This is a genomic window from Pseudolabrys sp. (assembly GCF_050250095.1).
Taxonomy (GTDB): Bacteria; Pseudomonadota; Alphaproteobacteria; order Rhizobiales; family Xanthobacteraceae; genus Pseudolabrys.
In genome coordinates this window covers 66414-91076 of record NZ_JBFWPH010000005.1, presented here as the reverse complement: position 1 = coordinate 91076, position 24663 = coordinate 66414, and the positions used below count along the sequence as shown (strand labels likewise).

Below are 24663 nucleotides of genomic sequence, written 5' to 3'. Positions count from 1 at the left end.
CCACTTCGGTTGAATCGAACAGGTCTGCATCCGGGTTGAACCGCCGCCGCAGCAGCGATTTGTCTTCCGACCTGATTGTCTTGAACGGGCAGCCGAACGAACGCGACAGCAACAAAGACGGGCTAACGAGCACTCCACAACGCAACAGGGCCGAGTTCGTTCCACCCATGTGGCAAAATTTTGCCGTTGTGCCCTGCGCCCGAGGAATGGCGGCTATTCACCGCAATTGCAGCGCAACAGGGCCTTGTTGATTCGGATCGGCGCCTTGCAAACCAAAAAAGAAAAACGGCGCCAGGATCATCCGCTTGGCGCCGCTTTCCGTAAATTCGCTGCAAGTCTTAATCAGGCCGCGTGATGCACTATAAGCGCGCCGCTCACGCCCCCATCGACGCCTTGACGATCTTGTCGGGGTTCTGCACCGGCTCGCCGCGCTTGATCTTGTCGACGTTCTCCATGCCGGAAACCACCTTGCCCCAGACGGTGTACTGGTTGTCGAGGAAAGTCGCGTCGTCGAACACGATGAAGAACTGCGAGTTGGCCGAGTCCGGATTGGCCGCGCGCGCCATCGAGCAGATGCCGCGGATATGCGGCTCGTCGTTGAATTCCTGCTTGAGGTTCGGATAGTCCGAGCCGCCGGTGCCGGTGCCATGCGGGCAGCCGGTCTGCGCCATGAAGCCGTCGATCACGCGATGGAACACGATGCCGTCGTAGAAGCCCTCGTTCACCAGCTTCTTGATGTGGGCGACGTGGTTGGGCGCGAGATCGGGGCGCATCTCGATCACGACCGGACCCTTGGTGGTTTCGAGCGTGAGTGTGTCTTCGGGCTTGGCCATGAAACGGTTCCTTGTAATGAAATGGAGCGAAAGACGATCTAGTGGACGTCGGCGGCGACCTGCATCTTGACGATGCGGTCGGGATTGGCAACCGGCTCGCCGCGCTTGATCTTGTCGACATGGTCCATGCCGGAAATCACCTCGCCGATCACGGTGTATTTGCCGTTCAAAAACGCGCCGTCGGCGAACATGATGAAGAACTGCGAGTTCGCCGAATTCGGGCTCTGCGCGCGCGCCATGCCGACGATGCCGCGCTTGAACGGCACCTGCGAGAATTCGGCCGGCAGGTTGGGATATTTCGAGCCGCCGGTGCCGTCGCCGCGCTGGCCGTCGCCGGTCTGCGCCATGAAGCCGTCGATCACGCGATGGAACGGCACATTGTTATAAAAGCCGTCGCGCGACAGCTGCTTGATGCGCGCGGCGTGCTGCGGCGCGAGGTCGGCGCGCAGCTTGATGACGACGCGGCCCTTGGTGGTGTCCATGACGATGGTGTTCTGCGGGTCGGCGCCGGCCGGCAGCTTGACCGGCTGGGCCAGCGCGGGCGCGGCGACAAGCAGCGCGACAAGAACGGCGGCGATACGGACCATGAGGACTCCGGATTTTTGAGAAAAAGATCGCGTTGAGGGTCAACGTCTGGCTTTGGCCTTGAGCCGGGCGGCAACCGCGGGCGGCACGAAAGCCGAAACGTCGCCGCCCATGCCGGCAATCTGGCGAACCAGTGTGGCGGTGATCGGGCGCACCGCCGGCGAGGCCGGCAGGAACACGGTCTGCACCTGTGGGACCATCGCGCCGTTCATCCCGGACATCTGCATTTCGTAGTCGAAATCGGTGCCGTCGCGCAGGCCGCGGATCAGAAGCGTCGCGCCGGCGCGCTGGGCCGCCGTCACCACGAGGTCGTCGAAGGTGGTCACCGAGATCTGGCAGCCCGCCTCCTTGGCCAGTGGCGCGCAGCATTCCTCAAGCATCGCCTTGCGCTCGTCGGCCGAGAACATCGGCGTCTTGCCGGGGTGGACGCCGATCGCCAGCACCAGCCGGTCGGCGAGCCGTGCGGCGCCCCGCACCACGTCGAGGTGCCCGTTGGTCACGGGGTCGAACGAACCGGCGTAAAGGGCGGTTTTTGCCGATGTCTGCGCCATGAATGGGGTCTAACCCGCCCAAAACGGCCCGGCAAGGCCGCGAAACCGGCCCTCCACCGGCGGAATCGGGCCACGGAACCCCGGCCGATCCCGCGGCGTTTCTTCTTTGAACCCGTTCGCTTCCGGCGGCGACCAATGACCATACGATCACAGGGGACCGCGCCATGCTGAAGATTTCCGGAGCCATCGTTCTCGCCGCCCTTATCGCCGGGGCGATCACCGGCTTTCCGCAGCTGATCGAGCCGGTCGCGGCCGCGAGCCCCGCGCTGAACGCCGCGGCCACGCCCGCCCCGGCCTGCCCGGAGCGCGGCTGGCCCTACAATCACTGCGGCGACAGCACCAAGGGCATGAACGGCGCGCGGATCGTCGGCCTCGACCGACTGAACTGATCCCTGCGACAAAAAATACTTAGCCAACTCCCTAACTGATCTTGACGTCCGGCGAGCGCCGTCTATAGTTAGTCATATGACTAACCATGGCGGCAATCTCGACCGGATGTTTCATGCGCTCGCCGACCCGACGCGGCGGGCGATCGTCGCGCGTCTCGTGTCCGGCCCTGCCTCGGTCAGCGACCTCGCCACGCCGTTCGAAATGGCGATGCCGACCCTGCTGGCCCACATCCGCGTGCTGGAAGAGTCCGGCCTGATCGGTAGCGAGAAGCACGGCCGGGTCCGCACCTGCGCCATCCGGCCGGATGCGCTCGACGCCACCCTCGCCTGGCTCGACCGCCAGCGCGCGATCTGGGAGGGCCGGCTCGACCGCATGGAAGCCTATGCCGCCGCGATGCACGCCCAAGATCAAAAACAAGATCAAAAACAAGATCAAAAACAAGATCAAAAACAAGCCCAAAAAGATGCACAGAAACAGGAGCGCCAACGTGACAAAAGAAAACGCAAAGCCTGACGGCCATCTCGATCTCGTCCTCACCCGCACCACCAGCGTGCCGGCGCGGATCCTGTGGCGCGCATGGACAGAGCCCGAGCACATCAAAAAGTGGTTCTGCCCGCGCCCGTGGCGGACGACCGCATGCGAGCTTGATCTGCGCCCGGGCGGCAAATTTTATTTCGTGATGGAAGGTCCGGCCGGCGAACGCCATGAGAATGTCGGCTGCTTTCTCGAAGTGGTGCCGGAGCGGAAGCTGACCTGGACCTCGGCGCTCGGCCCCGGCTTTCGCCCGACCGTCGATCCGTTTCTGTCCTTCACGGCCTGCATCACCTTCGAAGATACGGCCGAAGGCACCCGCTACACGGCGGTGGCGCTGCACAGAAACGACGCCGACCGGCAGAGACATGCCGAGATGGGATTCGAGCAGGGTTGGGGCACCGCGTTCGACCAGCTCGTCGAGATCGCCGGCACCATCAAGTAGGCGAGCGGACGCGCGGAAGCGGCTTACTTTCGGAGACCGGCGAGTGTCGCGGCGTCTTGTTTGATGGCCGCCGCGAGCGCCTGCATCAGCCGGCGGATGAGCCTGTTCTGCATCAGCGCCCTGTGCGCGACGAGCCAGATGTCGACCGGTGGTCCGACGGCGATGGCTGTCACCCGTTTGACCCCCTTGAGTTGATCGCCGAGGAAACACGGCAGGACACCGATCCCGACTCCGGCCGCGATGGCGGCGGCAAGACTCATCTCTGTATGCGCGACGAACGCAACGTTCGCGCGCTCGCCGATGCCGTTGCGCCACCATGTCGCTGCGGTGTGATGCTCGAACCTGCTCGACAAGACGCAGGCGTCGAACCGGGAGAGATCTGCGGCTGACGCCGGCGAGCCGTGTTTCTTCAGAAGCGGCGCCGCGCAGTAAAGCGCGTGAGCCAGCTTTCCGGCCCGCCGGCCGACCAGACCGTCGCCCGGCTTCTCGCTGGGGCGGATGGCGATGTCGGCTTCTCGCCGTCCAAGATTGGCGAACTGATTGTCGACGATCAGCTCGATCTTCAGCGATGTCTCGCTGCGCATGATGTCCGCGAGCAACGGCGCGAGATAGGCTTCGGCGAGCGCATCCGAGGCCGACAGACGCAACGGCGCGGCGAACGGCGCATTGCGGCCAAGCAGCATCAGTTCGGTTTCCGTCGCTTCGCGCTCGATGGTTTGAGCCAGGCGAACGATCCGCGTGCCGATGTCCGTCGGCACCCAGCCGCTCGGCCTGCGGTCGAATAACGGGGCGCCGATTTCATTTTCGAGCCGGTTGATCGCCCGATAGACGGTCGACGGCGCTCGCGACAGCAGACCGGCGGCCTTGAGTGGCGTGCCGGCATTGAAAGTGGCCAGCACGCTCAGGACCGTTTCGAGCGACCGCAGTTCCGCCAGTGTTTGCGTTTTTGCGAAACTCGTTTTCATGATTGCTAATAGACCGAAGCGACCCGGATTGCTAGCGACTCCTTCTGCGATCACCGAAGAAGCGAGGGAGTCTCCGACATGCGACGAAACCTTATTAAATGGGCGCTTGGCGGCCTGTCATTGACGGTTCTGGCTGGCGCGGCCTCCGCGCAGTCGGTCGTCACAGCCAAGCAGCTCAGCGTCGGCGTTGCCAACGGCATCGCGATGGCGGCGCTCGAACAGTGCCGCAACGACGGTTTTCATGTTTCGGTCGCCATCGTCGATCGCGCCGGCAACACCCAGGTTCTGCTGAAGGACAACGGTGCGGGGCCGCATACGCCGGACACCGCCCGCCGCAAGGCCTACACCTCGGCCTCGTTCGGGATCACCAGCGCGGAATTCGCCAAGCGCGTCTCAAACCCGGGCGCCGCGACGCTGAAGGACATCTCCGGCGTGATCGCGCTCGCCGGCGCCGTGCCGATCCGCATCGGCAAGGACCTTGTCGGCGGCATCGGCATCGGTGGCGCGCCCGGCGGCGACAAGGACGAGGCCTGCGCGAACGCCGCGCTTGAGAAGTTCGCATCCCAGCTGAAATAGGATAGAGGCTCGGTCTCATGGTTCGCTTTGCTCGACGCTGCCGCGCAATGACAGTCGCCGCCCTCGCCTTGGGCGTGTTGTGCTCCGCCGTCGCCTCGCTTGGCTCCGCCCGCGCCCAGGTGCCGCCGTCCGATGGCGAGCTGCGCTCCTATGCCGGCCTGCACGCCGCCGCCGCCAGGGGCGATATCGCCGCGATCGACAAGCTCACCCGGGATGGCGCAAAGATCGACGCGCAGGACAGCCACAGCCGGACGCCGCTGCATGTCGCGGCGTTCTTTCGCCATCACGATGCCGCACGCGCGCTGCTGCGCCACGGCGCCAGCGTCAACGCGCTCGAACAGCAGAAATACGACGTCATCACCATCGCCGCAGTGAATGACGACGTCGATATGATCAAGATCGCGCTCGCCGCCGGCGGCGACGCCGGCGCGATCACCAGCCCCTATCACGGCACGGCGCTGATCGCCGCCGCGCATCTCGGCCACGCCGAAGTCGTGCGCACCCTGATCGCGGCGAAAGCGCCGCTCGATCACGTCAACAATCTCGGCTGGACCGCGCTGATCGAATCCATCGTGCTGGGCGATGGCGGCAGAAATCACACCGACACACTCGCCGCGCTTGTGAAAGCCGGTGCCAACGTCAATCTCGCCGACCGCAACGGCGCGACGCCGCTGGCGCTTGCGCGCGGCCGCGGCTTTGCCGAGATGACGAAAATCCTGGAAGCCGCCGGCGCGCATTAGCCGGGACGTGCCTCGCCTTTCCCGCGGCTCCCCTAACATATTGGATTAACCGCATTTTCTGAGAGGCGGTCGGGAACCTTTCGCCGTAACCGGCGTTTCCACAGGCGTCCAGTGGAACCCGATGGCGATGACGAACCCTTATCCCGTGACTGCTGCACCGGCCGCGGCGCCCTCCCACGGGGGCGCCGTCCGCGCCGTGGTGATCGGTCTGATCGGCGCGGCGAGCCTGTTCCTGCTGTGGACAGCTTCCGGCGTGCTGCTGATGATCTTCGCCGCGCTTTTGATCGCGGTGGTGTTCGACGCGGTGACGGTGGCGCTCTGCCGCGTGCTGCCGATCGGGCGCACCTGGAATCTCGTCGTGGTTGCGGTCACCGCCACGCTGCTCGTCGCCGGGCTCCTGTTCTGGAGCGGCATGAGCATCGCCGGACAGATCAACGAGCTGGTGCGCGCGCTGAATGATCAGTTGGCGGCCATCGCGCAGAAGATGACCGAGCTCGGCGTCACGCAGGACAACGGCAATACCGGCGCCGGCGGCAACGAGGCGCTGCGCAATTTCGGCCGCATGATGTTTCCCGATCCGGGCCGCTTCTTCGGCGAGGCGCGCAACGCCTTCACGTTGACCGTCGGCGGCATCGCCGAGGTCTTCGTGGTGATGCTGATCGGCCTGTTCGTCGCCGCCGACCCGCCGGCCTATCGGCGCAGCGTGGTCGAGCTGTTTCCGCGCCATCGTCGCGCCGAAGTCTCGCTGTTTCTCGACGAGTCCGGCTATTACCTGCGGCGCTGGCTGGTCGGCCAACTCGCGGAGATGGTGCTGCTCGGCGTCCTGACCGTCTTCGCGCTGTGGGCTCTCGGCGTTCCGAACGCGCTCTTGCTCGGCATCCAGGCCGGCTTGCTGACCTTCGTGCCCTATCTCGGCGCGATTGTCGGCGGCGTGCCGATCCTGCTGATCGCACTGCCGCTCGGCAGCACCACGACGCTGATGGCGCTCGGCATCTACGTCCTCATTCACATGGTCGTCGGCTATGGCGTTGCACCGATCGTGCAGAAGCACCTGGTGCGGCTGCCGCCGGCCTGGACGCTCGCAAGCCTGATGCTGTTCGGCGCCCTGTTCGGCGTCGCGAGCGTCGCGGTGGCGACGCCGATGGTCGCCACCATTCGCCACGCCGTGCGGCGACTTCAGGGCATGACGCCCGCCACCGCGCCGGCCCAGAAGGTTCTGGCCCCGGCCGAAGTCTGACATCGCACGGCAAACCCATCAGAGAGGAGAACCATCATGACAAAAGCCACCACCGCTTCCGCCATTCGTTCGGAACTCGACTCGCTGCGCCGCGAGATCGAGGCGATCCGCGCCGGCCGCAAGACCAAGAACGGCAACGGCGACCACGATTTCGGCCTCGATATTTCCGGCCTGACCGAGCAACTGTCGAACGTGACCGACCAGTTGCGCGGCCTCGCGCATGACGTGTCGGACTTCGCCGGCGACGCCAGCGAGACCGTCGAGCGCAAGGTGACCGATCATCCGCTCACCAGCGTCATCGGCGCGCTCGCGATCGGCATCCTGATCGGCCGGACGCTGAAGAGCTAACGGGAGGTTCTCATGCAGACCATGATCCGCGATCTGCGGACTCTCTGGCGCGCGGAACGCATCATCGCCGAGGCGCAACTGCGGCTGGCGTTCCGCCGCACCGCGCTTGCCGCGGTGGCCGGAATCGTTGCGCTGGTCGGCCTCGCCATGCTCAACGCGACCGGCTTTCTTGCCCTCGCCCCGATCTGGGGTCCGGCGCTCGCCGCTTTCGCGCTGGCGGTCGCCGATCTGGCGATTGCGGCAATCGTGCTCGCGGTCGCCTTGTCGGCGCGCGCCGGTCCCGAATACGACCTCGCCGTCGAATTGCGCGACCTGTCGATGAAGGATCTTGAAACCGAGTTCGCGTCCTCGTCGAAAAACCCGCTCGGCCTCTTGTCGAGCGGCGGCAACGGCCGCGACCCGCTGGAAGCCCTGCTTCCCGTCGTGCTGATGCCGTTGTTGAACGCCGCGGTGCGCGCGGTGAAGCACAAGGTCGTTGATTAAGACGAAGCCTCAGGTCGGCCGGCGGGCGAGCGAGAGCCAGATGCCGCCGCCGACCAGCGCGAGGCCGGAAAGACGGCCGAGCCATTTGGTGCTGCCCGGCCGCAGGAAAAACTTGCGCCCCGCGCCCGCAATCAGCGCATAGCCAACGTCGGTCAGGCTCGCGAGAGTGACCGCAACCGAGCACATCACGAACAGCTGCCAGCCCACCGGCAATGTCGGGTCGACGAACTGCGGCAAAAACGCCGTGAAGAAGGCAATCGTCTTCGGGTTGGAAATCGCCACGATGAAGCCGCGCACGAAATGGACATGCCGCGCCGACTCGATCGGCTGCACCGCTCCGGCATTACGCCAGGCCTGAATTCCGAGCCAGACCAGATAGGCGGCGCCCGCCCAGCGCATCACCTCGAACAGCACCGCCGCATAATTGATGATGACATTGAGACCGGCTGCGATCGCGGCGACCAGAAGCGCGTTGCCAGCCACCGTGCCCGACACGGTAATCAATGCAGCCCGGATGCCCCGCGTCGCCGCCGTCGAGATCACCAGCGTGACGATCGGCCCCGGGGTAAGAACCAGGACCGCGGTGATGAGGAGAAACGCTGAAAACAACTGCCAGTTCATGAGCTGTGTCCTAGTAGCTGCGTCCGTTGACAGCCTTCACCGTCAGGCTGCCGACATCGACATCGTCGAGGCAGCGGACATTGATCGCCATCGTTTCGCTGCCGTCCGGCATGTTCCCGCGCGCAAACGACTGGATGCCGCAGGTCGAACAGAACAGGTGATGGATGGCATGCTTGTTGAACAGATATTCTGTGGTCGCCTTGTCGCCGGCAGTCAGCTTGAAATCCTGCGCCGGTGCGAAGGCGAGCAGCGAGCCGAGCCTGCCGCAGCGCGAACAGTTGCACGAGATGACCTCGCCAAGCTCGAGGGTGACGTCATAGCGCACCGCGCCGCACTGGCATCCGCCGTGATAGGTTTTCCGCATCGTCGCACCCATCATTACAAACCGGAACGCGGCAGCGCTATTCTCCGCCGCCGCCGTCGTCGTCCTTCAGATGCTCGACCGAGACGACCCTCTCGTCCTCGGCGGTCGAGAACACAATCACGCCCTGCGTCGAGCGTCCGGCGATGCGGATGCCGTCGACCGCGGTGCGGATCAGCTTGCCGCCGTCGGTCACCAGCATGATCTGGTCGGCCTCCTCGACCGGGAACGAAGCGACCAGCTTGCCGTTTCGCGCCGTCACGTTCATCGCGACGATGCCTTTGCCGCCGCGCCCCGTGGTCCGGTATTCGTAGGACGAGGTACGCTTGCCGTAGCCCTTTTCGGAAATCGTCAGCACGAACTGCTCGGCCGCCGACATTTCGACGTAACGCTTCTCGCCGAGTTCGATGGCGCCGGCCGCCTCCTCGGCATCGGCCGGCGTCTCTTCCGGCTCGTTGCCGCGGCGCACCGCATTGGCGCGCTTGAGATAGGCGACGCGCTCGTCCGACGTCGCATCGGCATGGCCGAGGATCGTCATCGAGATCACAGCGTCGTCCTTCTTCAGGTCGATGCCGCGCACGCCGCGCGAGGTGCGCCCCTGGAACACGCGCACGTCGGTGACCGGGAAGCGGATGCACTGGCCGCCCGACGCGGTGAGCAGCACGTCGTTCTTCTCGTCGCAGATCTGCACGTTGACGATCGACTCGCCGTCTTCCAGCTTCATCGCGATGATGCCGGAGGGGCGCACATCGGCGAAGTCGGACAGCTTGTTGCGGCGAACGGTGCCGCTGGTCGTCGCGAACATCACGTCGAGATTGGCCCAGCTCGACTCGTCCTCCGGCAACGGCATGATGGTCGAGATGATCTCGCCCTGCTGCAGCGGCAGGATGTTGATCAGCGCCTTGCCGCGCGCCTGCGGCGCCGCAATCGGCAACCGCCAGACCTTCTGCTTGTAGACCTTGCCGAGCGAGGAGAAATACAGCACCGGCGCATGCGTCGAGGCGACGAACAGCCGCGCCACGAAATCCTCCTCGCGCGTCTGCATGCCGGAACGGCCCTTGCCGCCGCGGCGCTGCGCCCGGTAGGTCGAAAGCGGCACGCGCTTGATGTAGCCCTGGTGCGAGACGGTGACGACCATCTCCTCGCGGGTGATGAGGTCTTCCTCCTCGACCACGCCGGTCGCTTCCGCGATGACGGTCCGGCGCGGCGTGGCGAAGTCGGTCTTCACCTGCGTCAGCTCGGTCTTGATGATGGACTGGATGCGCGCGCGCGAGCGCAGGATGTCGAGATAGTCGGAGATTTCGGCGGCGAGCTTGTCCAGCTCGTCCTTGATCTCGTCGCGGCCGAGCGCGGTCAGCCGCTGCAGGCGCAGGTCGAGAATGGCCTTGGCCTGTTCCGCCGACAGGCGAATGGTGCCGTCCTCGGACAGCTTGTGGCGCGGATCGTCGATCAGCGTCACCATCGCCGCCATGTCCTTGGCCGGCCAGTCGCGGCCCATCAGGGCCTCGCGCGCGGCATTGGCGTCTTTCGAGCCGCGGATCAGCTTGATGATCTCGTCGATATTGGCGACCGCGATGGCGAGGCCGACCAACACATGCGCGCGGTCGCGCGCCTTGCCGAGCAGGAACTTGGTACGCCGGGAGATCACCTCCTCGCGGAACGCGACGAAGCTCGTCAGCATGTCCTTGAGGTTCATCACCAGCGGGCGGCCGCCATCGAGCGCCACCATGTTGGCGCCGAAGCTCGTCTGCAGCGGCGTGAAGCGATAGAGCTGGTTCAGCACCACGTCGGGCACCGCCTCGCGCTTCAGCTCGATGACGACGCGATAGCCGTCGCGGTCGGACTCGTCTCGCAGATCCGCAACGCCGTCGATCTTCTTCTCGCGCACCAGCTCGGCAATGCGCTCGACCATCGCCGCCTTGTTCACCTGATACGGGATTTCCGTGATGATGAAGGCTTCGCGTTCCTTGCGCACGGTCTCGGTCTCGACCTTGCCGCGCATCACGATGGAGCCGCGCCCGCTGCGATAGGCGGAATGGATGCCCTCGCGGCCGAGAATGATGCCGCCGGTCGGGAAGTCCGGGCCCGGCACGATCTGGATCAGCTCGTCGATGGTGATCGCCGGGTTGTCGATCAGCGCGACGCAAGCGTCGACGATCTCGCCAAGGTTATGCGGCGGAATATTGGTCGCCATGCCGACCGCAATGCCACCCGCGCCGTTGACCAGCAGGTTCGGAAACCGCGCCGGCAGCACAGAGGGCTCGCGCTCGGTGTTGTCGTAGTTGTCGTGGAAATCGACGGTGTCCTTGTCGATGTCCTCGAGCAGCGCGAGCGCGGGCTTGGCGAGCCGCGACTCCGTGTAGCGCATCGCCGCGGGCGGATCGCCGTCGACCGAGCCGAAATTGCCCTGCCCGTCGATCAGCGGCAGGCGCATCGAGAAGTCCTGCGCCATGCGCACGAGCGAGTCGTAGATCGCCTGGTCGCCGTGCGGGTGATATTTACCCATCACGTCGCCGACGATGCGCGCCGACTTGACGTATTTCTTGTCGGGCGTGTGGCCCTGCTCGTTCATCGAGTAGAGAATGCGCCGGTGCACCGGCTTCAGCCCGTCGCGTGCGTCGGGCAAGGCGCGCGACACGATCACGCTCATCGCGTAATCGAGATAGCTGCGCTTCATCTCGTCGGTGATCGAGATGGGCCGCACGTCGGAGGGGTTGCCGTCCCCCGTTTTCGGGTTGTCGGTGTCGGACAAGAGAGTTGTTCCGGATAAAAAACGGTCCGGTTTTGTAACTGATTCAGGCGGTCAAAGCCACGCAAAACCGCGCGCTGTTCCCGGCATTTTCCTTTGCCGAATCAAGGCGTTGCGCCCGGTTTTTGCGGCCAAAATCGGGCGGCCCGGCCGCCTTGCGGGCGGTCCGCCCTTAAAGCTTGATGCGCAGGAAATTGGCGATTTCGCCGACCACGCCGCGGCGGAACAGCATCACGCAGGCGACGAAGATCGCGCCCTGGATCACCGTCACCCACTGCTCGAGGCCGGACAGATAGGTCTGCATCGCGATGATGACGAAGGCGCCGACCACGGGGCCGAAGATCGTGCCGAGCCCGCCGATCAGCGTCATCAGCACCACCTCGCCCGACATCGCCCAGTGCACGTCGGTCAGCGAGGCGAGCTGGAACACGATCGCCTTGGTGGAGCCGGCGACGCCGGTCAGCGCCGCCGAGAGCACGAAGGTCATCAGCTTGTAGCGGTCGGTCTTGTAGCCGAGCGAGATCGCGCGCGGCTCGTTCTCGCGGATCGCCTTGATCACCTCGCCGAACGGCGAATGGATGATCCGGTAGATCAGCGCGAAGCACAGCAGGAAGACGACCAGCACGAAGACATACATCGTTGCCTGGTTCTTCAGGTCGAACAGGCCGAACAGCACGCCGCGCGGCACGCCCTGGATGCCGTCCTCGCCATGCGTGAACGGCGCCTGCAGCGCGAAGAAGAACATCATCTGCGCCAGCGCCAGCGTGATCATCGCGAAATATATGCCCTGCCGGCGGATCGCGATGGCGCCGGCGATGAGGCCGAGCCCCGCCGCCGCCGCGGTGCCGGACAGGATCGCGACTTCCGGCGGCAGCCCCCACTCCTTTGCGACGTGCGCGCTGACGTAACTCGCCCAGCCGAAATAGAGCGCGTGGCCGAACGACAGCAGGCCGACATAGCCGATCAGCAGGTTGAAGGCGCAGGCGAAGATCGCGAAGCAGAGCACCTGCATCAGAAACAGCGGGTAGACGAAAAACGGCGCGACGATGAAGACGGCAAGCATCGCGAGAAACGCGACGATCTCGCTCCTGTGCATTTCGGTGCGCATCACGCCGCCGCCCGAGGCCGCCGCGCCGGACATGGTGTTTACGGCCATCTCAGGCTCTCCGTCCGAACAGGCCGGCCGGGCGGACCAGCAACACGATCGCCATGATGACGAAGATGACGGTGTTCGAGGCTTCCGGGAAGAACACCTTGGTCAGCCCCTCGATCACGCCGAGGCCGAAGCCGGTCACGATCGCGCCCATGATCGAGCCCATGCCGCCGATCACGACGACCGCGAACACCACGATGATGAGCTCGGCGCCCATCTGCGGCGACACGTTGTAGATCGGCGCCGCCATCACGCCGGCGAGCGCGGCGAGGCCGACGCCGAAGCCGTAGGTCAGCGTGATCATGCGCGGCACGTTGATGCCGAAGGCGCGCACCAGCGTCGGGTTTTCCGTCGCCGCGCGCAAATAAGAGCCGAGCTTGGTGCGCTCGATCAGGAACCAAGTGCCGAGACAGATGACGAGCGAGAACGCCACCACCCAGGCCCGGTAATTCGGCAGGAACATGAAGCCGAGGTTCCGCCCGCCCTGCAGCGCGTCCGGCACCCGGTACGGCAGGCCCGACGAGCCGAAGAAGTTGCGGAACGTGCCTTCGATGATGAGCGCGAGGCCGAAGGTCAGCAGCAGCCCGTAAAGATGGTCGAGCTTGTAGAGCCACTGCAGGAACAGCCGCTCGATGACGACGCCGACGAAGCCGATCACGATCGGCGCGACGATCAGCGCGAACCAGTAATTGAGGCCGGCATATTGCAGCAGGAAAAACGCCGTGAAGGCGCCGAGCATGTACTGGGCGCCGTGGGCGAAATTGATGATGTTGAGCATGCCGAAGATGACGGCAAGGCCGAGACTGAGCAGAGCATAGAACGAGCCGTTGATCAGGCCGATCAACAACTGCCCGAACAGCGCCTGCGATGGGATGCCGAAAATCTCGAACACGCTCTCTCTCCGCGCAAGATCTCGCCGCGCAAGCAGGGAGCGGGCGTCGCCGCCCGCTCCCGGTTGTCACGATTGCATCAACCCTTGACCAGCGAGCAGCCGCCGTCCTTGAGCGGACGGAAGGCTTCGTCGGCCGGGATGGTGGCGCGCACCTTGTAGAAGTCGCCGGGGCCCTTCGACTCCGAGGGCTTCTTCACTTCGTACAGATAGGCGTTGTGCAGCTTGCGGCCGTCGGCGCGGATGGTGCCCTTGCCGAACAGCGGATCGTCGGTCGGCAGCTTCTTCATTTCGGCGACGACCGCCTTGCCGTCCTTCGCGCTCTTGAGCGCGGCGACGGCCTTCAGGTAGTGCAGCGTGCCGGCATAGACGCCGGCCTGAACCATCGTCGGGATCTTGCCCGAGGCGTTGCGTTCGGCCTGCCAGCGCTTGGTCCAGGCGCGGTTGGCGTCGGTCTGGTCCCAGTACCAGGTGCCGGTCAGGACGAGGCCCTGCGCAACCGGCAGACCCAGCGAGGCGACGTCGGTCGAGAAGACCAGAAGACCCGCGAGGCTCTGTCCGCCCTTCACGATGCCGAATTCGGCCGCCTGCTTGATCGAGTTGATAGTGTCGCCGCCTGCATTGGCAAGGCCGATGACCTTGGCCTTCGACGCCTGCGCCTGCAGGAGGAACGAGGAGAAGTCGCTGGTGTTGAGCGGGTGGCGCACCTTGCCGACCACCTTGCCGCCGTTCTTCTCGACCACCGCCGCGGTATCGCGCTCGAGCGCGTGACCGAAGGCGTAGTCCGAGGTCAGGAAGAACCAGGTGTCGCCGCCGGTCTTCACGATCGCCTTGCCGGTGCCGTTCGCCAGCATCCAGGTGTCATAGGTCCAGTGCACCGTGTTGGCGTTGCACTTCGCCCCGGTCAGGTCCGAGGACGCAGGCCCCGAGCCGATGAACACCTTGTTCTTGCTCGCCGCGACGCCCGATACCGCGAGCGCGACGCCCGAGTTCGGCACGTCGACGATCATGTCGACGCCTTCGCGATCGAACCACTGGTTGGCGATCTGCGAGCCGACGTCCGGCTTGTTCTGGTGGTCGCCGGTGACGAACTCGACCTTGATGTCCTTGTGGGTCTTCATGAAGTCGTCGGCCGCGAGCTTGGCGGCGGCCGTCGAGCCCGCTCCGCCGAGGTCGGCATAGAGGCCCGACATGTCGCTCAACACGCCGATCTTCACCGTGGTCTGCGCCAGCGCGGTGCCGCACGACAGTGCGACGGCGAGCGCGGTGTAGCCCAACAGACGTTTCATCATGATGCGTACTCCTCCTTCTTGTTATGACGTGCTTGTCGACTTGAACGAAATCGCGGTCACACCCCGAGATACTCGTGCAGCGTGCCGAGATTGGCGTCGAGTTCCGCGTTGGCGAACCGGTGCACGACCTTGCCGTGCTCCATGATGTAGTAGCGGTCGGCCACGGTCGAGGCAAAACGGAAATTCTGCTCGACCAGCAGGATCGTAAAGCCCTTTTCCTTCAATGCGCGAATGGTCTTGCCGATCTGCTGGATGATGACCGGCGCAAGCCCTTCGGTCGGCTCGTCGAGCAGCAGCAGCCGCGCGCCGGTGCGCAGGATGCGGCCGATCGCGAGCATTTGCTGCTCGCCGCCCGACAGTTTGGTGCCCTGGCTGGAGCCGAGCCGCTCGCGCAAATTCGGGAACAGTTCGAAGATCTGGTCGAGCGTGAGGCCGCCCGGCTTCACCTCCGGCGGCAGCAGCAGGTTCTCCTGCACGTCGAGGCTCGCAAAGATGCCGCGTTCTTCCGGGCACAGCGCGATGCCGGCGCGCGCGATGGCGTTCGAGGGCAGACGGATCGTCTCCTGCCCTTCGAAACGCACCGAGCCGGTGCGATGGCCGACGATGCCCATCACGGACTTCAGCGTCGTCGTCTTGCCGGCGCCGTTGCGGCCGAGCAGCGTCACCACCTCGCCGGGAAACACCTCGAGGTCGACGCCGTGGAGAATGTGCGACTCGCCGTACCACGCTTCGAGCTTCTCGACCGCGAGCAAGGCGTTGCGCTGCGGGTCAAGCATGGCCGACCCCCATATAGGCTTCGCGCACGTCCGGGTTGTTCGACACCGTGTCGTAATTGCCTTCGGCGAGCACCGAGCCGCGCGTCAGCACGGTGATGGTGTCGGAAAGGTCGGACACCACGTCGAGATTGTGCTCGACCATCAGCACGGTGCGGTCGGCCGACACGCGCTTGATGAGCGCGGCGATGCGGTCGATATCCTCGTGGCCCATACCGGCCGTCGGCTCGTCGAGCAGCAGCATCTCCGGGTCGAGCGCCAGCGTGGTCGCGATTTCGAGCGCCCGCTTGCGGCCGTATGGCAGTTCGACCGCTGCGACGCCGGCAAAGTCGCTCAAGCCGACGTCGGCGATCAGTTCCATCGCACGGTCGTTGAAGGTATCGAGCACGCGGCGCGAGCGCCAGAAATCGAACGAGGTGCCGCGCTGGCGCTGCAGCGCGATCCGCACGTTCTCCAGCACCGTCAGATGCGGAAACACCGCCGATATCTGGAACGAGCGCACGATGCCGAGCCTTGCGACATCGGCCGGCGCCAGCGCGGTGATGTCCTGACCGTTGAAAACGATGCGTCCCCGGCTCGGCGCCAGGAACTTGGTCAGAAGATTGAAACAGGTGGTCTTGCCGGCCCCGTTGGGGCCAATCAACGCGTGGATCGTGCCGCGCCTGACCTGCAGATTCACACCGTTGACCGCGACAAAACCTGCGAATTCCTTTGTCAGATCTTCGGTCGCGAGAACGACATCCTCACTCATAATAACAAGTATCTCCCCACAGATGCCATTTTCGCCATGTTTTCGCGGAGGCGTCCAGACAAAAAAAGCCGCACGGTCTGCTGCTTTCGGCGCAACCGGCGCACAGCATGAAACCCTCCTCCCTGCGGTTCCCTGCTACCCTGACGGGGCCGGACCCAAGGGGCGGCGATGAAGGGGAACGGAGAATGCGGTGATCCACGCCGATCCCATGCTGATTGAATTTGCCGTCGCGGCGCTGGTCACGCTCGCCGTCGTGGTCGATCCGCTCGGCCTGGTGCCGACCTTCCTCGCCGTCACCCACGGGCTGCCGGAGCGGTCGCGGCGTCAGGTGGCGCTGCGCGCCTGTCTGATCGCGGCGGCGATCCTGGCCGGCAGCGCGCTGATCGGCGACTGGCTCCTGCGCACGCTGTCGATCACGCTGCCCGCGTTCCGCATCGCCGGCGGGCTGCTGCTGTTTTCGATCGCGTCGGAGATGGTGTTCGGCGTGCGCACCGCGCGTCAGACCACGACCGCCGAACAGGCGATCGACGAGCATGTCCGCAACATCGCCGCCTTCCCGCTGGCCATTCCGCTGATGGCCGGGCCCGGCGCCATTACCGCGACCGTCCTGCTCGCCGGACGCGGCGACGGCGTGGCGCATCTTGCGATCCTGCTCGCCGTGGTGGCGATCGTGATCCTCGCCTGCCTTGCCGTCTTTGCCGGTGCGGCGAAAATCAGCAAATGGCTCGGCATCACCGCCAACACGGTGCTGTCGCGCCTGCTTGGCGTGCTGCTCGCCGCGCTCGCCGTGCAGTTCGTCGTTGATGGCGTGCGCGCGGTGATGGGCTAGAGCATTTTCGAGCTAAACCAATATCACACAGGTTCCGGTCGCGCCTGCGCGCTCAGGTGGCTTCGATGCGCAGCGGCGTAACATGATAGCCGGCCGGCGCGCCGGCAGCATTCACGGCATGCGCGTAGCTCGGCGCCTGCATGACCGGCAGCGACGCGGCAAAGCCCTCGCCGCCGGTGACGAAAGTATGGAACTCGCCGTTCTCGCCGCAGGCATCGACGCCCGCCGGCAGGTCGGCGACAAACGCGCGATCGAAGCGCTGGCCGCAATAACGCGCATCGAGGAAACGGTCGTCGGTCGTCACCACGATGGCCTCGAGGCCGCGCGCGAACATCTCCGCGACCAGCGCGATCCGGTCCTGCCGCCACAGCGGCAGCACCGCGGTCAGTCCCGCCGCGGCGCAGACTTTCTCCTCGAAGGCGCGGTGGTCGGCGATGTCGATGTCGCCGAATACCACGGCGGTGACGCCGCGCCCCGCGAGATCGCGCAGCGCGGCGATCAGACCGGCTTCATAGGTCTGCCATGACGCCCGCGCGGTGACGGGTTCGAGGCCGAGCGCGCCGGCCTGCCGCGCGAGAAGATCGGGCGGCAGCGCATGCGAGCGCGACCGCGCGCCGCTGTCGTCGAGCATCGTGAGGGCGTAGCGCACGTCGAGGCCCGCCGCCCGCGCGCGCAGCAGCGCGAGCCAGCCGTCCTTGCCGCCGCTCCAGGAGATCGCAGCGGTCATGAGTCATGGATCGCCGTCGGACGGGTCAGAACGGAATCTCGTCGTCCATGTCATCGCGCTTGCCGCCGGCCATCGCCGGCTGCCGGCGTCCGCCACCACCGCCGCCCATGCCGGAGCCCGACGCGCCGAAATCATCGCCGCTGTCGGAGGACGAACTGCCGCCGCCACCGCGGCCGTCGAGCATGGTCAGCGAGGAGTTGAAGCCCTGCAGCACCACTTCGGTGGTGTACTTCTCGTTGCCGTCCTTGTCGGTCCATTTGCGCGTCTGCAGCGCGCCCTCGAGATAAATCTTCGAGCCCTTCTTCAGATACTGCTCGACGATCTTGCACAGGCCTTCGTTGAAGATCACGACGCGATGCCATTCGGTCTTCTCGCGGCGCTCGCCGGTGTTCTTGTCGCGCCAGCTTTCCGATGTCGCGACGCGCAGATTGGCGACGGGACGGCCGTCCTGGGTGCGGCGGATTTCCGGGTCCGCGCCGAGATTGCCGATCAGGATCACTTTGTTCACGCTACCAGCCATGATGCTCTCCGATGTTGTGTCTTTGCGTACCGATATGGTGTGTCCCGGCGTCGGATCACTTGCCTGTGCCGCCATCGTCCGCGGGGCCCGGCTGGACCCGGCGTCACCCTAGTCTCGCCGCGCCTGCCCGGGCCGCCTGCCGGCGCTTTTCCACGATGGAATTTCCGCCCGGATTCATTTTGTTAACCATATCTCAATTGGTTCTTTGTTTGTTCTATACGAATCAGATAAAGTAATCAAGCACTTAGATCAAAACTTTGGATGTCAATGTGGCTTTCCGGTCACAGCTCGAATCATCCACAAGATATAGACACGCCTCCAGTGTGCGTTTTCGGCCGAAAAACCATCAGGAGGTCACTCACATGAAGCGTTTCTACCAACTGGCGGCCGCCGCCGGTCTGGCGCTCGCGATGGCAAGCCCGTCGTTCGCCGCCGACCTGCCGCGCCCCGCTTACAAGGCGCCGGTCTATGTCGCGCCGCTCTTTAGCTGGACCGGCTTCTACATCGGTCTCAATGGCGGCTACGCTTGGGGCGATGCCGACTGGAGCGGCACGTCCGGCTCCGCGAGCACCAAGCCGAAGGGCGGCCTGCTCGGCGGCACCGTCGGCTTCAACTATCAGACCGGCGCGTGGGTCTGGGGCCTTGAAGGCGACTTCGACGCCGCCTGGATCAAGGACACCGCCACCGGCACCGGCATCTGCGCCGCCGCTCCGGGCTGCGAAACCAAGAGCGATTGGTTTGGCACCGTCCGCGGCCGCATCGGCTATGCCTGGGATCGCTGGATGCCCTACATCACCGGCGGCGGCGCCTTCGCCAATGCCAAGCTGACCACCGCGACGGGCGCGAGCGACTCCAACACCCAGTTCGGCTGGACCGTCGGTCTCGGCGTCGAATACGCCTTCATGGGCAACTGGTCGGCCAAGCTCGAATACCTCTACGCCGATCTCGGCAGCGCCACCTGCTCGTCCGGCGTCTGCACCACCGACACCGATGTCGACATCAAGATGAACATCGTTCGCGTCGGCCTGAACTATCGGTTCTGACACATGACGTCCGGCGGCTGATGCGGCGCGCCGGATGACAGGATTGAGGCCGGCCTCGCGCCGGCCTCTTTTTTTTGTGCGCAGCGTTCGCAGCTACAGCGTCGGCAGCTTCTGACGCAATTTGAAATAGCCGGGCCACGGCTCCTTCATCCGCGCCACCTTCGCCGCCGCGTCGCTCACCGCCGCCGGCTGCGCGTCCTTCAGCTTGCTCACCGCCGGCCACGACACCGGAAAGGCCACATGCGCGCCGGGCCGCGCCCGCGTCGAATAAGGCGCGATCGCCGAGGCGCCGCGCGTGTTGCGCAGATAGTCGATGAAGATTTTGCCCCGCCGTTTCGCCTTCGACATCGTCGCGACGAAGCGATCCGGCTCCTGCGCGGCCAGATGCCTGGCCATCGCCTCGGCGAATTCGCGGTGTGCGTCCCAGGAGTGACCGCGCGAAAGCGGCACGATCACATGGATGCCCTTGCCGCCGGTTGACATCGAAAAACTCGTTAAATCAATCTCTTCCAGCATTCCCTTTAACTGAAGTGATGCTTTAACAACGGCTGCGAACGGCAAATCCTCGTCGGGATCGAGGTCGAACACCAGCCGGTCCGGCTCCTCGACCCGGTCGGCCCGCGAGCCCCACAGGTGCAGCTCCAGCACACCCATCTGCACCGCGGCGACAAGACCGCGCTCGTCTTCGATATAGAGGTACTGCTCGGCGCCGGATTTCTCGCGAATGCGGACATGCTTGAAGGCGTCCGGCCAGCCGGGATTGGCGTGTTTCTGGAAGAAACATTCGCCCTCGCTGCCGCGCGGGCAGCGCACCAGCGCCAGCGGCCGCCCGGCGACATGCGGCAGCATGCGGTCCGCCACCGCGAGGTAGTACTCGATCAGCTCGCGCTTGGTGACACCCTGCCCCGGAAACAGCACGCGGTCGGGATGCGTCACCCGCACGCCGGCGAAGTCGTCTTCGGCGGCGGCGTGCGCCGCCACCGCGCGCTTGATCGCGCCACGCTTCGTCACGCCACGTCTGGTGACACGCTTGGCGCGCTTCGCGGTCTTGCGGCGTTTGACGGCTGTCTTTTTCGCCATTCGCATCCTCACGCTGCCGGCAGGCCGGATCACATCATACAAAGACGGCAAAACACGGAAAAATGGTCCGTCGGCGCAGCACAGGTTCCGTTATCGCTTCGTCTCGCGCCGTGTCGCCTGTGCGGTCGCTTTCGGCCTTTCCCGCACCACCGCGCGGGCCGGCTTGTCGCCGCGCAGTCCCTTGAAGCTGCCCTGCCGCACCAGCCCGTCCGCCGTCCAGCCGCGAAACGCGATTTCCGCCACCAGCACCGGCGCGACAAACCGCGCCGTCCGCGCGATCGCCCGCGGGACGTCCGGCACCGGCGCGCGGTCCCGCGCATGGCGCGCGAACAACGCCGCGAGGTCGTCGAGCCGCGCCGCGGAAAAGCCGGTGCCGACCCGGCCGCTGTAGCGCAGTTTTCCCTTCTCGCGCACCGCGAGCAGGATCGACGAGAACGGCCTGCCTTTCTTGTCCGACGGCTCCCAGCCGATCACCACGAACTCCTGTTCGAGGCCGCATTTGACCTTGAGCCAGCTCAAAGTGCGCGCCGAGCGGTAAGGATCGCCGGCGCGCTTGGCGATGATGCCTTCGAGGCCGCGCTTGCAGGCGTTGCGGAACGCCGCCGCGCCGGCGCCCGAACGATGCGCCGAATAGATCAGCGCGGGACTCTTCTTTCCTTTCGACAGCAGCGCCTTGAGCAGCGCCTTGCGGTCGCGCAGCGGCTCGCGCGTCAGGTCTTCGCCGTTCAGCTGCAGCAGATCGAAGACGTAATAGGTGAGCCTGCCCTTTCCGGCCGACAGCGCATTCTGCAACGCGCCGAAATCGGTGCGGCCATGCGCTCTCACCGTGATCTCGCCGTCGAGTAATGCCGACCGGCACGGCAACCTGCCGAGCGGCGCGACGAGCGAGGCGAATTTCTCCGTCCAGTCGAGGCCGCTGCGGGTCCAGATCCGGACACGGCCGTCGCCGATGCTGGCCAGCGCGCGATACCCGTCGAACTTGGTCTCATAGATCCAGTCATCGCCCTCGGGCGCCGCATCGACCAGAGTCGCAAGCTGCGGTTTGACGAAGGATGGCAGATCGTCCGCGTCGCGCGTCATCGCCGTTTCTTGCCTGGCCGTGTCTTGCCCGGCCGTTTCTTGCGCGCGCGGCGGGTGGTCTTTCCTGCCGTTGTCTTCTTCCTGGCGGTCTTCGTCGCCGCCGCGGCCTTGCCGGCTGCTGTCTTGTCGCTGTGCCACACCCGCGAATGTCCGGTCGCAATCTCGTCCATGCTGCGTCCGGTCTTCACGCTGGTCGTCTCGCGTGCGGTGACGAGCTTGCCGGTGCGGACGTAGTCGTCCTTCTCCTTGATGAGCAGCCAGTTCTTGCGCCGTTCGCCACCGCGCTCGTTATTGCGCGGACGCAGGCGCACCAGCGCCCAAAGCCCCTTGAGCCGTTCGCCGTCCAGCGCGAAGACCAGCTTGCCCTTGCGCAGCGCCTCGTCGACGTCGTCCGCCGCCAGCCAGCGGCCGCGGTCCCACAGCATCACCGTGCCGCCGCCATATTCGCCGGCGGGGATCGTGCCTTCGAAATTGCCGTAGTCGAGCGGATGATCCTCGACCTGCACCGCCAGCCGCTTGTCGGCGGGATTTTCGCTCGGCCCTTTCGGCACCGCCCAGCTCAGCAACACGCCGTCGTGCTCGAGCCGGAAGTCGTAATGCAGCGCGCGCGCCGCGTGCTTCTGGATGACGTACCGTAGTGCTTTCGCGTGCGCCGGCCGCGCGCGGCGGCTTTCGCCCGCCGGCTCCGCGGTCCGGCTGAAATCGCGTTTCTGCCGGTAATGTTTGAGCCGGTCGCGCGCCATGCGGGATGCCTGCGGTTATGCGGCTTTCCGGCGGGACTTGCCGGCGGCCTTCTTGCGTTTCGATTTGCCCGAACTTCTTTTCACCGCGCGTTTCGTCCGGCTTGCCTTGGCGGTCTTCGGCTTCGCGCCGGATTTGGCGTTGTCGTTGGCGCCGCTCTTGCCGCCGCCTTTGGCGCTCTTTCGCAGCGCGTCCATCAGGTCGATGATCTTGGCGCTCGGCTGCGGCTCCTCGATCTGGCGAACCTGGCGATGCTTCTGCTTGGCCTCGATCAGCTCGTGTAGCGCGTCTTCATACTTGTCGTGGAAGGCGGCGGGATCGAACGCCTTCGACTTGCGGCCAATGATGTCTTCCGCGAGTTCGATCATTTCCGCGTCGGGTTTCGTCTTCGGGACGTCGCGGAACGTCGACTCGGCTTTGCGCACCTCATCGGCGTAACGTAGCGTTTCCATCATCAGGCCCTTGCCGCAGGCCTTGATGGCGACCAGCGAGCCCTTGCCGCGGATGACGATCTGGCCGATGCCGACCTTCTTGGTTTTCTTCAGGGCGTCGCGCAGCACGACATAGGCTTCGCCGTCCTCGTCGTCGTCAGGCAGCACATAAAACGGACGGTCGAAATAAAGCTGGTCGATGTCCCCGGCATCGACGAACTGCGTGAGGTCGATCGTCTTCTTCGCCTCGAGCTTGATCTTGTCGAAGTCCTTGTCCTCGAGCAGCACATATTTGCCGTCGCTGACCTCGTAGCCCTTGACGATCTCGTCGCGGTCCACCGCGCCGACGCCGGGCACGACCTTCTCGTAGCGGATGCGCGATCCGCTCGGTTTGTGCACCTGATGGAAGGAGATCTTGGCCGCCGTTTTGGTGGCCGGAATGATCTGAACCGCAATCGACACCAGCGACAGGCGAATCTGACCGGTCCAGTACGGGCGCGTGGCCATCGGTTTACTCCACTGGTTCAGGGGTATCGCAAAGACAAAGCCCTGCGGCTGCGCTGTGGAAATCGCCGGGCATCCGATTAGGTTCCTTGTGCCGCCGCCATGCAAATTGCGGCACTGCCACATTGCTGCCGCAAAAGAGACACCGGCGGGTCACTTTTACCGAACATTTGCAATGGTTTAGCGCTCACCGTGGCGCAAAAACTACAGCCGGAACCAACGCAATGCCCTAACGTTATCTCAAGTGCTCGCGGGCCCCGCGAGCCATCATCAAGTTTGTGACCATCCGGGGGTTTTCATGCGACTTCTCACTGTACTCAGCGCCGCGATCGTGTCGATCGGTCTGGCGACCGCCGCGTCGGCTGCCGATCTGCCGCGCGCCGTTCATAAGGCCCCGGCTTATGCGCCGCCGGCCATGTTCAACTGGACCGGCCTCTATCTCGGTCTGAACGCCGGCTACGGCTGGGCCGACGCCGATTTCGGCAATGCCGACGGTTTCCTCGGCGGCGCCCAGATCGGCTACAACTGGCAGGGCGTTGGTAGCCCGTGGGTGTTCGGCCTCGAAGCCGACATTCAGGCGACCGACATGGATGCCTCGGCGACCGCTGCCGGCATCACTGCGACCGGCAAGATCAACGGCTTCGGCACCATTCGTGGCCGCATCGGCTACGCCTGGGATCGCGCCATGATCTACGGCACGGGCGGCGTTGCCTTCACCCGGACCGAGCTGAGCCTGACGAACGGCGTCACCACCATCTCCGACAAGGATTGGAGCACCGGTTGGACGCTCGGCGCCGGCCTCGAATACGCCTTCTGGAACCGCTGGAGCGCCAAGCTCGAATACCTCTATGTCGATGCTGGCGACACCACGCTGACCCTCGCCGGCGTTCCGGTGACGGGCGACTACAACTTCAGCGTCGTCCGCGCGGGCCTGAACTACCGCTTCTAAGCGGATCGGACGTTCAAACGATCGAAAGGGCCGGCCTCGCGCCGGCCCTTTTGCTTTTCGCGCGGGGTTCCCGTTGCGGCAACAGTGTCATGCCCGCAACTCTCGGCGGCTCGGCCGCGCTATCGCTTGATCGCGTCGGCGACGTAGCGCACCACCGCGTCGACCTGTTCCTTGCTCAGAACCTCGCCGAACGGCGGCATGTTGCCGACGCCGCGCTCGACCGCGAGCCTGATCTTCTCCTCGGTCGGCTTCAGCTCGTCGAGATTGGGACCGACCTCGCCTTCGGCGCCGGCTGCGGCCAGCGTGTGGCAGAGCTTGCATTGCGGCTCGGACAGTTCGTTGAACACCTTCTCGCCGAGCGCCTTGTCCGGTTCGGCGGCCTGTGCGGCGACGGTCGCCGCCAGCCACAGGACGGCAAGCGACGGGATGAGACGCAACGGATAGAGCGCCCACCGCGGGCCGTTCGGTATCGTCATGGGATTTCTT

Annotated in this window: 30 protein-coding genes; 11 read left to right on the top strand and 19 right to left on the bottom strand. The window is 65.2% G+C overall.

The genetic code is table 11. The features are described from left to right. Positions 1 to 374: 374 nt before the first annotated feature. From AB7F10_RS15965 to coaD, 3 genes are read right to left on the bottom strand one after another with little or no spacing between them, the layout of a single operon-like run. Positions 375 to 833 carry a peptidylprolyl isomerase gene (locus AB7F10_RS15965; protein WP_428562732.1) on the bottom strand — a complete coding sequence of 153 codons (459 nt, stop codon included), beginning with the start codon at positions 831 to 833 and terminating at the stop codon, positions 375 to 377. Positions 834 to 871: 38 nt separating this feature from the next. After that, complete coding sequence (locus tag AB7F10_RS15960) at positions 872 to 1420, bottom strand: peptidylprolyl isomerase (RefSeq protein WP_428562734.1); 549 nt, start codon at positions 1418 to 1420, stop codon at positions 872 to 874. Between the two features lie 39 nt (positions 1421 to 1459). Continuing rightward, a complete protein-coding gene (gene coaD / locus AB7F10_RS15955; protein ID WP_428562736.1) occupies positions 1460 to 1969 on the bottom strand; it encodes a pantetheine-phosphate adenylyltransferase in 510 nt (169 codons plus the stop codon). A gap of 164 nt (positions 1970 to 2133) precedes the next feature. On the opposite strand from coaD, the gene AB7F10_RS15950 reads away from it, so the two are divergent. The 3 genes from AB7F10_RS15950 (at position 2134) to AB7F10_RS15940 (ending at position 3335) form a co-directional block, all read left to right on the top strand. Continuing rightward, the gene (locus AB7F10_RS15950; protein WP_428562738.1) at positions 2134 to 2358 is read left to right on the top strand and encodes a hypothetical protein; all 225 of its coding nucleotides are present in this window, start codon (positions 2134 to 2136) and stop codon (positions 2356 to 2358) included. Positions 2359 to 2464: 106 nt separating this feature from the next. Continuing rightward, positions 2465 to 2872, top strand: a complete 408-nt coding sequence (locus AB7F10_RS15945; RefSeq protein ID WP_428562740.1) for an ArsR/SmtB family transcription factor — start codon at positions 2465 to 2467, stop codon at positions 2870 to 2872. Next, positions 2847 to 3335, top strand: a complete 489-nt coding sequence (locus AB7F10_RS15940; RefSeq protein ID WP_428562742.1) for an SRPBCC family protein — start codon at positions 2847 to 2849, stop codon at positions 3333 to 3335. Before AB7F10_RS15945 ends, AB7F10_RS15940 begins: the two co-directional genes overlap by 26 nt. A gap of 23 nt (positions 3336 to 3358) precedes the next feature. Here AB7F10_RS15940 and AB7F10_RS15935 read toward each other — a convergent pair whose 3' ends face one another. Continuing rightward, positions 3359 to 4300 (bottom strand): LysR family transcriptional regulator, encoded by a 942-nt coding sequence (locus AB7F10_RS15935; protein ID WP_428562744.1) that lies wholly within the window; start codon positions 4298 to 4300, stop codon positions 3359 to 3361. A gap of 120 nt (positions 4301 to 4420) precedes the next feature. Here AB7F10_RS15935 and AB7F10_RS15930 point away from each other — a divergent pair, with 120 nt between their 5' ends. The 5 genes from AB7F10_RS15930 (at position 4421) to AB7F10_RS15910 (ending at position 7684) form a co-directional block, all read left to right on the top strand. Next, positions 4421 to 4876: a GlcG/HbpS family heme-binding protein gene (locus AB7F10_RS15930; RefSeq protein ID WP_428562746.1), complete on the top strand. Its 456-nt coding sequence runs from the start codon at positions 4421 to 4423 to the stop codon at positions 4874 to 4876. Between the two features lie 47 nt (positions 4877 to 4923). Then, on the top strand, positions 4924 to 5616 hold the full coding sequence (locus AB7F10_RS15925; RefSeq protein WP_428562748.1) for an ankyrin repeat domain-containing protein: 693 nt from the start codon (positions 4924 to 4926) through the stop codon (positions 5614 to 5616). A gap of 121 nt (positions 5617 to 5737) precedes the next feature. Beyond that, entirely contained in the window at positions 5738 to 6853 is a 1116-nt protein-coding gene (locus AB7F10_RS15920) for an AI-2E family transporter (RefSeq protein WP_428562750.1), read from the top strand. A gap of 36 nt (positions 6854 to 6889) precedes the next feature. Then, positions 6890 to 7201 carry a hypothetical protein gene (locus AB7F10_RS15915; protein ID WP_428562752.1) on the top strand — a complete coding sequence of 104 codons (312 nt, stop codon included), beginning with the start codon at positions 6890 to 6892 and terminating at the stop codon, positions 7199 to 7201. A gap of 12 nt (positions 7202 to 7213) precedes the next feature. After that, entirely contained in the window at positions 7214 to 7684 is a 471-nt protein-coding gene (locus tag AB7F10_RS15910) for a hypothetical protein (protein WP_428562754.1), read from the top strand. Positions 7685 to 7693: 9 nt separating this feature from the next. Here AB7F10_RS15910 and AB7F10_RS15905 read toward each other — a convergent pair whose 3' ends face one another. The 8 genes from AB7F10_RS15905 to AB7F10_RS15870 all read right to left on the bottom strand — a co-directional run bounded on the left by AB7F10_RS15905 (position 7694) and on the right by AB7F10_RS15870 (position 16273). After that, on the bottom strand, positions 7694 to 8305 hold the full coding sequence (locus tag AB7F10_RS15905) for a LysE family translocator (RefSeq protein WP_428562756.1): 612 nt from the start codon (positions 8303 to 8305) through the stop codon (positions 7694 to 7696). A 10-nt stretch (positions 8306 to 8315) separates the two neighbouring features. Further along, positions 8316 to 8669 carry a GFA family protein gene (locus AB7F10_RS15900; RefSeq protein ID WP_428562758.1) on the bottom strand — a complete coding sequence of 118 codons (354 nt, stop codon included), beginning with the start codon at positions 8667 to 8669 and terminating at the stop codon, positions 8316 to 8318. A 37-nt stretch (positions 8670 to 8706) separates the two neighbouring features. Beyond that, positions 8707 to 11418: a DNA gyrase subunit A gene (gyrA, locus tag AB7F10_RS15895; protein ID WP_428562759.1), complete on the bottom strand. Its 2712-nt coding sequence runs from the start codon at positions 11416 to 11418 to the stop codon at positions 8707 to 8709. Between the two features lie 169 nt (positions 11419 to 11587). Then, positions 11588 to 12523, bottom strand: coding sequence for a branched-chain amino acid ABC transporter permease (locus AB7F10_RS15890; RefSeq protein ID WP_428562988.1), 936 nt, complete (start codon positions 12521 to 12523; stop codon positions 11588 to 11590). A 49-nt stretch (positions 12524 to 12572) separates the two neighbouring features. Further along, positions 12573 to 13460 (bottom strand): branched-chain amino acid ABC transporter permease, encoded by an 888-nt coding sequence (locus AB7F10_RS15885; protein ID WP_428562761.1) that lies wholly within the window; start codon positions 13458 to 13460, stop codon positions 12573 to 12575. Positions 13461 to 13537: 77 nt separating this feature from the next. After that, the gene (locus AB7F10_RS15880) at positions 13538 to 14749 is read right to left on the bottom strand and encodes an ABC transporter substrate-binding protein (protein WP_428562763.1); all 1212 of its coding nucleotides are present in this window, start codon (positions 14747 to 14749) and stop codon (positions 13538 to 13540) included. A gap of 56 nt (positions 14750 to 14805) precedes the next feature. Continuing rightward, positions 14806 to 15525: an ABC transporter ATP-binding protein gene (locus tag AB7F10_RS15875; protein ID WP_428562765.1), complete on the bottom strand. Its 720-nt coding sequence runs from the start codon at positions 15523 to 15525 to the stop codon at positions 14806 to 14808. Continuing rightward, complete coding sequence (locus tag AB7F10_RS15870) at positions 15518 to 16273, bottom strand: ABC transporter ATP-binding protein (protein ID WP_428562767.1); 756 nt, start codon at positions 16271 to 16273, stop codon at positions 15518 to 15520. The genes AB7F10_RS15875 and AB7F10_RS15870 overlap by 8 nt, the downstream gene beginning before the upstream one ends. Positions 16274 to 16481: 208 nt before the next feature. On the opposite strand from AB7F10_RS15870, the gene AB7F10_RS15865 reads away from it, so the two are divergent. After that, positions 16482 to 17102, top strand: coding sequence for a MarC family protein (locus tag AB7F10_RS15865; protein WP_428562990.1), 621 nt, complete (start codon positions 16482 to 16484; stop codon positions 17100 to 17102). 52 nt (positions 17103 to 17154) lie between these two features. On the opposite strand, the gene AB7F10_RS15860 is transcribed toward AB7F10_RS15865, so the two are convergent. Beyond that, positions 17155 to 17829 (bottom strand): ATP-binding protein, encoded by a 675-nt coding sequence (locus tag AB7F10_RS15860; protein ID WP_428562769.1) that lies wholly within the window; start codon positions 17827 to 17829, stop codon positions 17155 to 17157. A gap of 25 nt (positions 17830 to 17854) precedes the next feature. After that, positions 17855 to 18349 carry a single-stranded DNA-binding protein gene (locus AB7F10_RS15855; RefSeq protein ID WP_428562771.1) on the bottom strand — a complete coding sequence of 165 codons (495 nt, stop codon included), beginning with the start codon at positions 18347 to 18349 and terminating at the stop codon, positions 17855 to 17857. A 362-nt stretch (positions 18350 to 18711) separates the two neighbouring features. Between AB7F10_RS15855 and AB7F10_RS15850 the strand changes: the two genes are divergently transcribed. Further along, the gene (locus tag AB7F10_RS15850; protein WP_428562773.1) at positions 18712 to 19392 is read left to right on the top strand and encodes an outer membrane protein; all 681 of its coding nucleotides are present in this window, start codon (positions 18712 to 18714) and stop codon (positions 19390 to 19392) included. Between the two features lie 93 nt (positions 19393 to 19485). On the opposite strand, the gene ligD (AB7F10_RS15845) is transcribed toward AB7F10_RS15850, so the two are convergent. From ligD (AB7F10_RS15845) to AB7F10_RS15830, 4 genes are all read right to left on the bottom strand, one after another. Beyond that, positions 19486 to 20472, bottom strand: coding sequence for a non-homologous end-joining DNA ligase (gene ligD / locus AB7F10_RS15845; protein ID WP_428562775.1), 987 nt, complete (start codon positions 20470 to 20472; stop codon positions 19486 to 19488). A 90-nt stretch (positions 20473 to 20562) separates the two neighbouring features. After that, positions 20563 to 21552, bottom strand: coding sequence for a non-homologous end-joining DNA ligase (gene ligD / locus AB7F10_RS15840; RefSeq protein WP_428562777.1), 990 nt, complete (start codon positions 21550 to 21552; stop codon positions 20563 to 20565). Beyond that, the gene (locus tag AB7F10_RS15835; RefSeq protein ID WP_428562779.1) at positions 21549 to 22295 is read right to left on the bottom strand and encodes a DNA polymerase ligase N-terminal domain-containing protein; all 747 of its coding nucleotides are present in this window, start codon (positions 22293 to 22295) and stop codon (positions 21549 to 21551) included. Before AB7F10_RS15835 ends, ligD (AB7F10_RS15840) begins: the two co-directional genes overlap by 4 nt. Before the next feature lie 15 nt (positions 22296 to 22310). Beyond that, the gene (locus AB7F10_RS15830; RefSeq protein WP_428562781.1) at positions 22311 to 23231 is read right to left on the bottom strand and encodes a Ku protein; all 921 of its coding nucleotides are present in this window, start codon (positions 23229 to 23231) and stop codon (positions 22311 to 22313) included. A 295-nt stretch (positions 23232 to 23526) separates the two neighbouring features. On the opposite strand from AB7F10_RS15830, the gene AB7F10_RS15825 reads away from it, so the two are divergent. Continuing rightward, positions 23527 to 24177, top strand: coding sequence for an outer membrane protein (locus tag AB7F10_RS15825; protein WP_428562783.1), 651 nt, complete (start codon positions 23527 to 23529; stop codon positions 24175 to 24177). A 119-nt stretch (positions 24178 to 24296) separates the two neighbouring features. Here AB7F10_RS15825 and AB7F10_RS15820 read toward each other — a convergent pair whose 3' ends face one another. After that, positions 24297 to 24653 carry a c-type cytochrome gene (locus tag AB7F10_RS15820; RefSeq protein ID WP_428562786.1) on the bottom strand — a complete coding sequence of 119 codons (357 nt, stop codon included), beginning with the start codon at positions 24651 to 24653 and terminating at the stop codon, positions 24297 to 24299. Positions 24654 to 24663 lie beyond the last annotated feature (10 nt).

Bases quoted from the DNA above. Each gene is read 5' to 3' on its own strand.
- AB7F10_RS15875 (WP_428562765.1), bottom strand. From the start codon at position 15,525: ATGCTTGACCCGCAGCGCAACGCCTTGCTCGCGGTCGAGAAGCTCGAA.
- AB7F10_RS15820 (WP_428562786.1), bottom strand. From the start codon at position 24,653: ATGACGATACCGAACGGCCCGCGGTGGGCGCTCTATCCGTTGCGTCTC.
- AB7F10_RS15825 (WP_428562783.1), top strand. From the start codon at position 23,527: ATGCGACTTCTCACTGTACTCAGCGCCGCGATCGTGTCGATCGGTCTG.
- AB7F10_RS15850 (WP_428562773.1), top strand. From the start codon at position 18,712: ATGAAGCGTTTCTACCAACTGGCGGCCGCCGCCGGTCTGGCGCTCGCG.
- AB7F10_RS15960 (WP_428562734.1), bottom strand. From the start codon at position 1,420: ATGGTCCGTATCGCCGCCGTTCTTGTCGCGCTGCTTGTCGCCGCGCCC.
- AB7F10_RS15835 (WP_428562779.1), bottom strand. From the start codon at position 22,295: ATGGCGCGCGACCGGCTCAAACATTACCGGCAGAAACGCGATTTCAGC.
- AB7F10_RS15945 (WP_428562740.1), top strand. From the start codon at position 2,465: ATGTTTCATGCGCTCGCCGACCCGACGCGGCGGGCGATCGTCGCGCGT.
- ligD (WP_428562775.1), bottom strand. From the start codon at position 20,472: ATGGCGAAAAAGACAGCCGTCAAACGCCGCAAGACCGCGAAGCGCGCC.
- AB7F10_RS15965 (WP_428562732.1), bottom strand. From the start codon at position 833: ATGGCCAAGCCCGAAGACACACTCACGCTCGAAACCACCAAGGGTCCG.
- AB7F10_RS15870 (WP_428562767.1), bottom strand. From the start codon at position 16,273: ATGAGTGAGGATGTCGTTCTCGCGACCGAAGATCTGACAAAGGAATTC.
- AB7F10_RS15855 (WP_428562771.1), bottom strand. From the start codon at position 18,349: ATGGCTGGTAGCGTGAACAAAGTGATCCTGATCGGCAATCTCGGCGCG.
- AB7F10_RS15830 (WP_428562781.1), bottom strand. From the start codon at position 23,231: ATGGCCACGCGCCCGTACTGGACCGGTCAGATTCGCCTGTCGCTGGTG.
- AB7F10_RS15890 (WP_428562988.1), bottom strand. From the start codon at position 12,523: ATGCGCACCGAAATGCACAGGAGCGAGATCGTCGCGTTTCTCGCGATG.
- AB7F10_RS15880 (WP_428562763.1), bottom strand. From the start codon at position 14,749: ATGATGAAACGTCTGTTGGGCTACACCGCGCTCGCCGTCGCACTGTCG.
- coaD (WP_428562736.1), bottom strand. From the start codon at position 1,969: ATGGCGCAGACATCGGCAAAAACCGCCCTTTACGCCGGTTCGTTCGAC.
- AB7F10_RS15915 (WP_428562752.1), top strand. From the start codon at position 6,890: ATGACAAAAGCCACCACCGCTTCCGCCATTCGTTCGGAACTCGACTCG.
- AB7F10_RS15910 (WP_428562754.1), top strand. From the start codon at position 7,214: ATGCAGACCATGATCCGCGATCTGCGGACTCTCTGGCGCGCGGAACGC.
- AB7F10_RS15860 (WP_428562769.1), bottom strand. From the start codon at position 17,829: ATGACCGCTGCGATCTCCTGGAGCGGCGGCAAGGACGGCTGGCTCGCG.
- AB7F10_RS15935 (WP_428562744.1), bottom strand. From the start codon at position 4,300: ATGAAAACGAGTTTCGCAAAAACGCAAACACTGGCGGAACTGCGGTCG.
- AB7F10_RS15920 (WP_428562750.1), top strand. From the start codon at position 5,738: ATGGCGATGACGAACCCTTATCCCGTGACTGCTGCACCGGCCGCGGCG.
- AB7F10_RS15905 (WP_428562756.1), bottom strand. From the start codon at position 8,305: ATGAACTGGCAGTTGTTTTCAGCGTTTCTCCTCATCACCGCGGTCCTG.
- ligD (WP_428562777.1), bottom strand. From the start codon at position 21,552: ATGACGCGCGACGCGGACGATCTGCCATCCTTCGTCAAACCGCAGCTT.
- AB7F10_RS15925 (WP_428562748.1), top strand. From the start codon at position 4,924: ATGACAGTCGCCGCCCTCGCCTTGGGCGTGTTGTGCTCCGCCGTCGCC.
- AB7F10_RS15950 (WP_428562738.1), top strand. From the start codon at position 2,134: ATGCTGAAGATTTCCGGAGCCATCGTTCTCGCCGCCCTTATCGCCGGG.
- AB7F10_RS15865 (WP_428562990.1), top strand. From the start codon at position 16,482: ATGCTGATTGAATTTGCCGTCGCGGCGCTGGTCACGCTCGCCGTCGTG.
- AB7F10_RS15900 (WP_428562758.1), bottom strand. From the start codon at position 8,669: ATGCGGAAAACCTATCACGGCGGATGCCAGTGCGGCGCGGTGCGCTAT.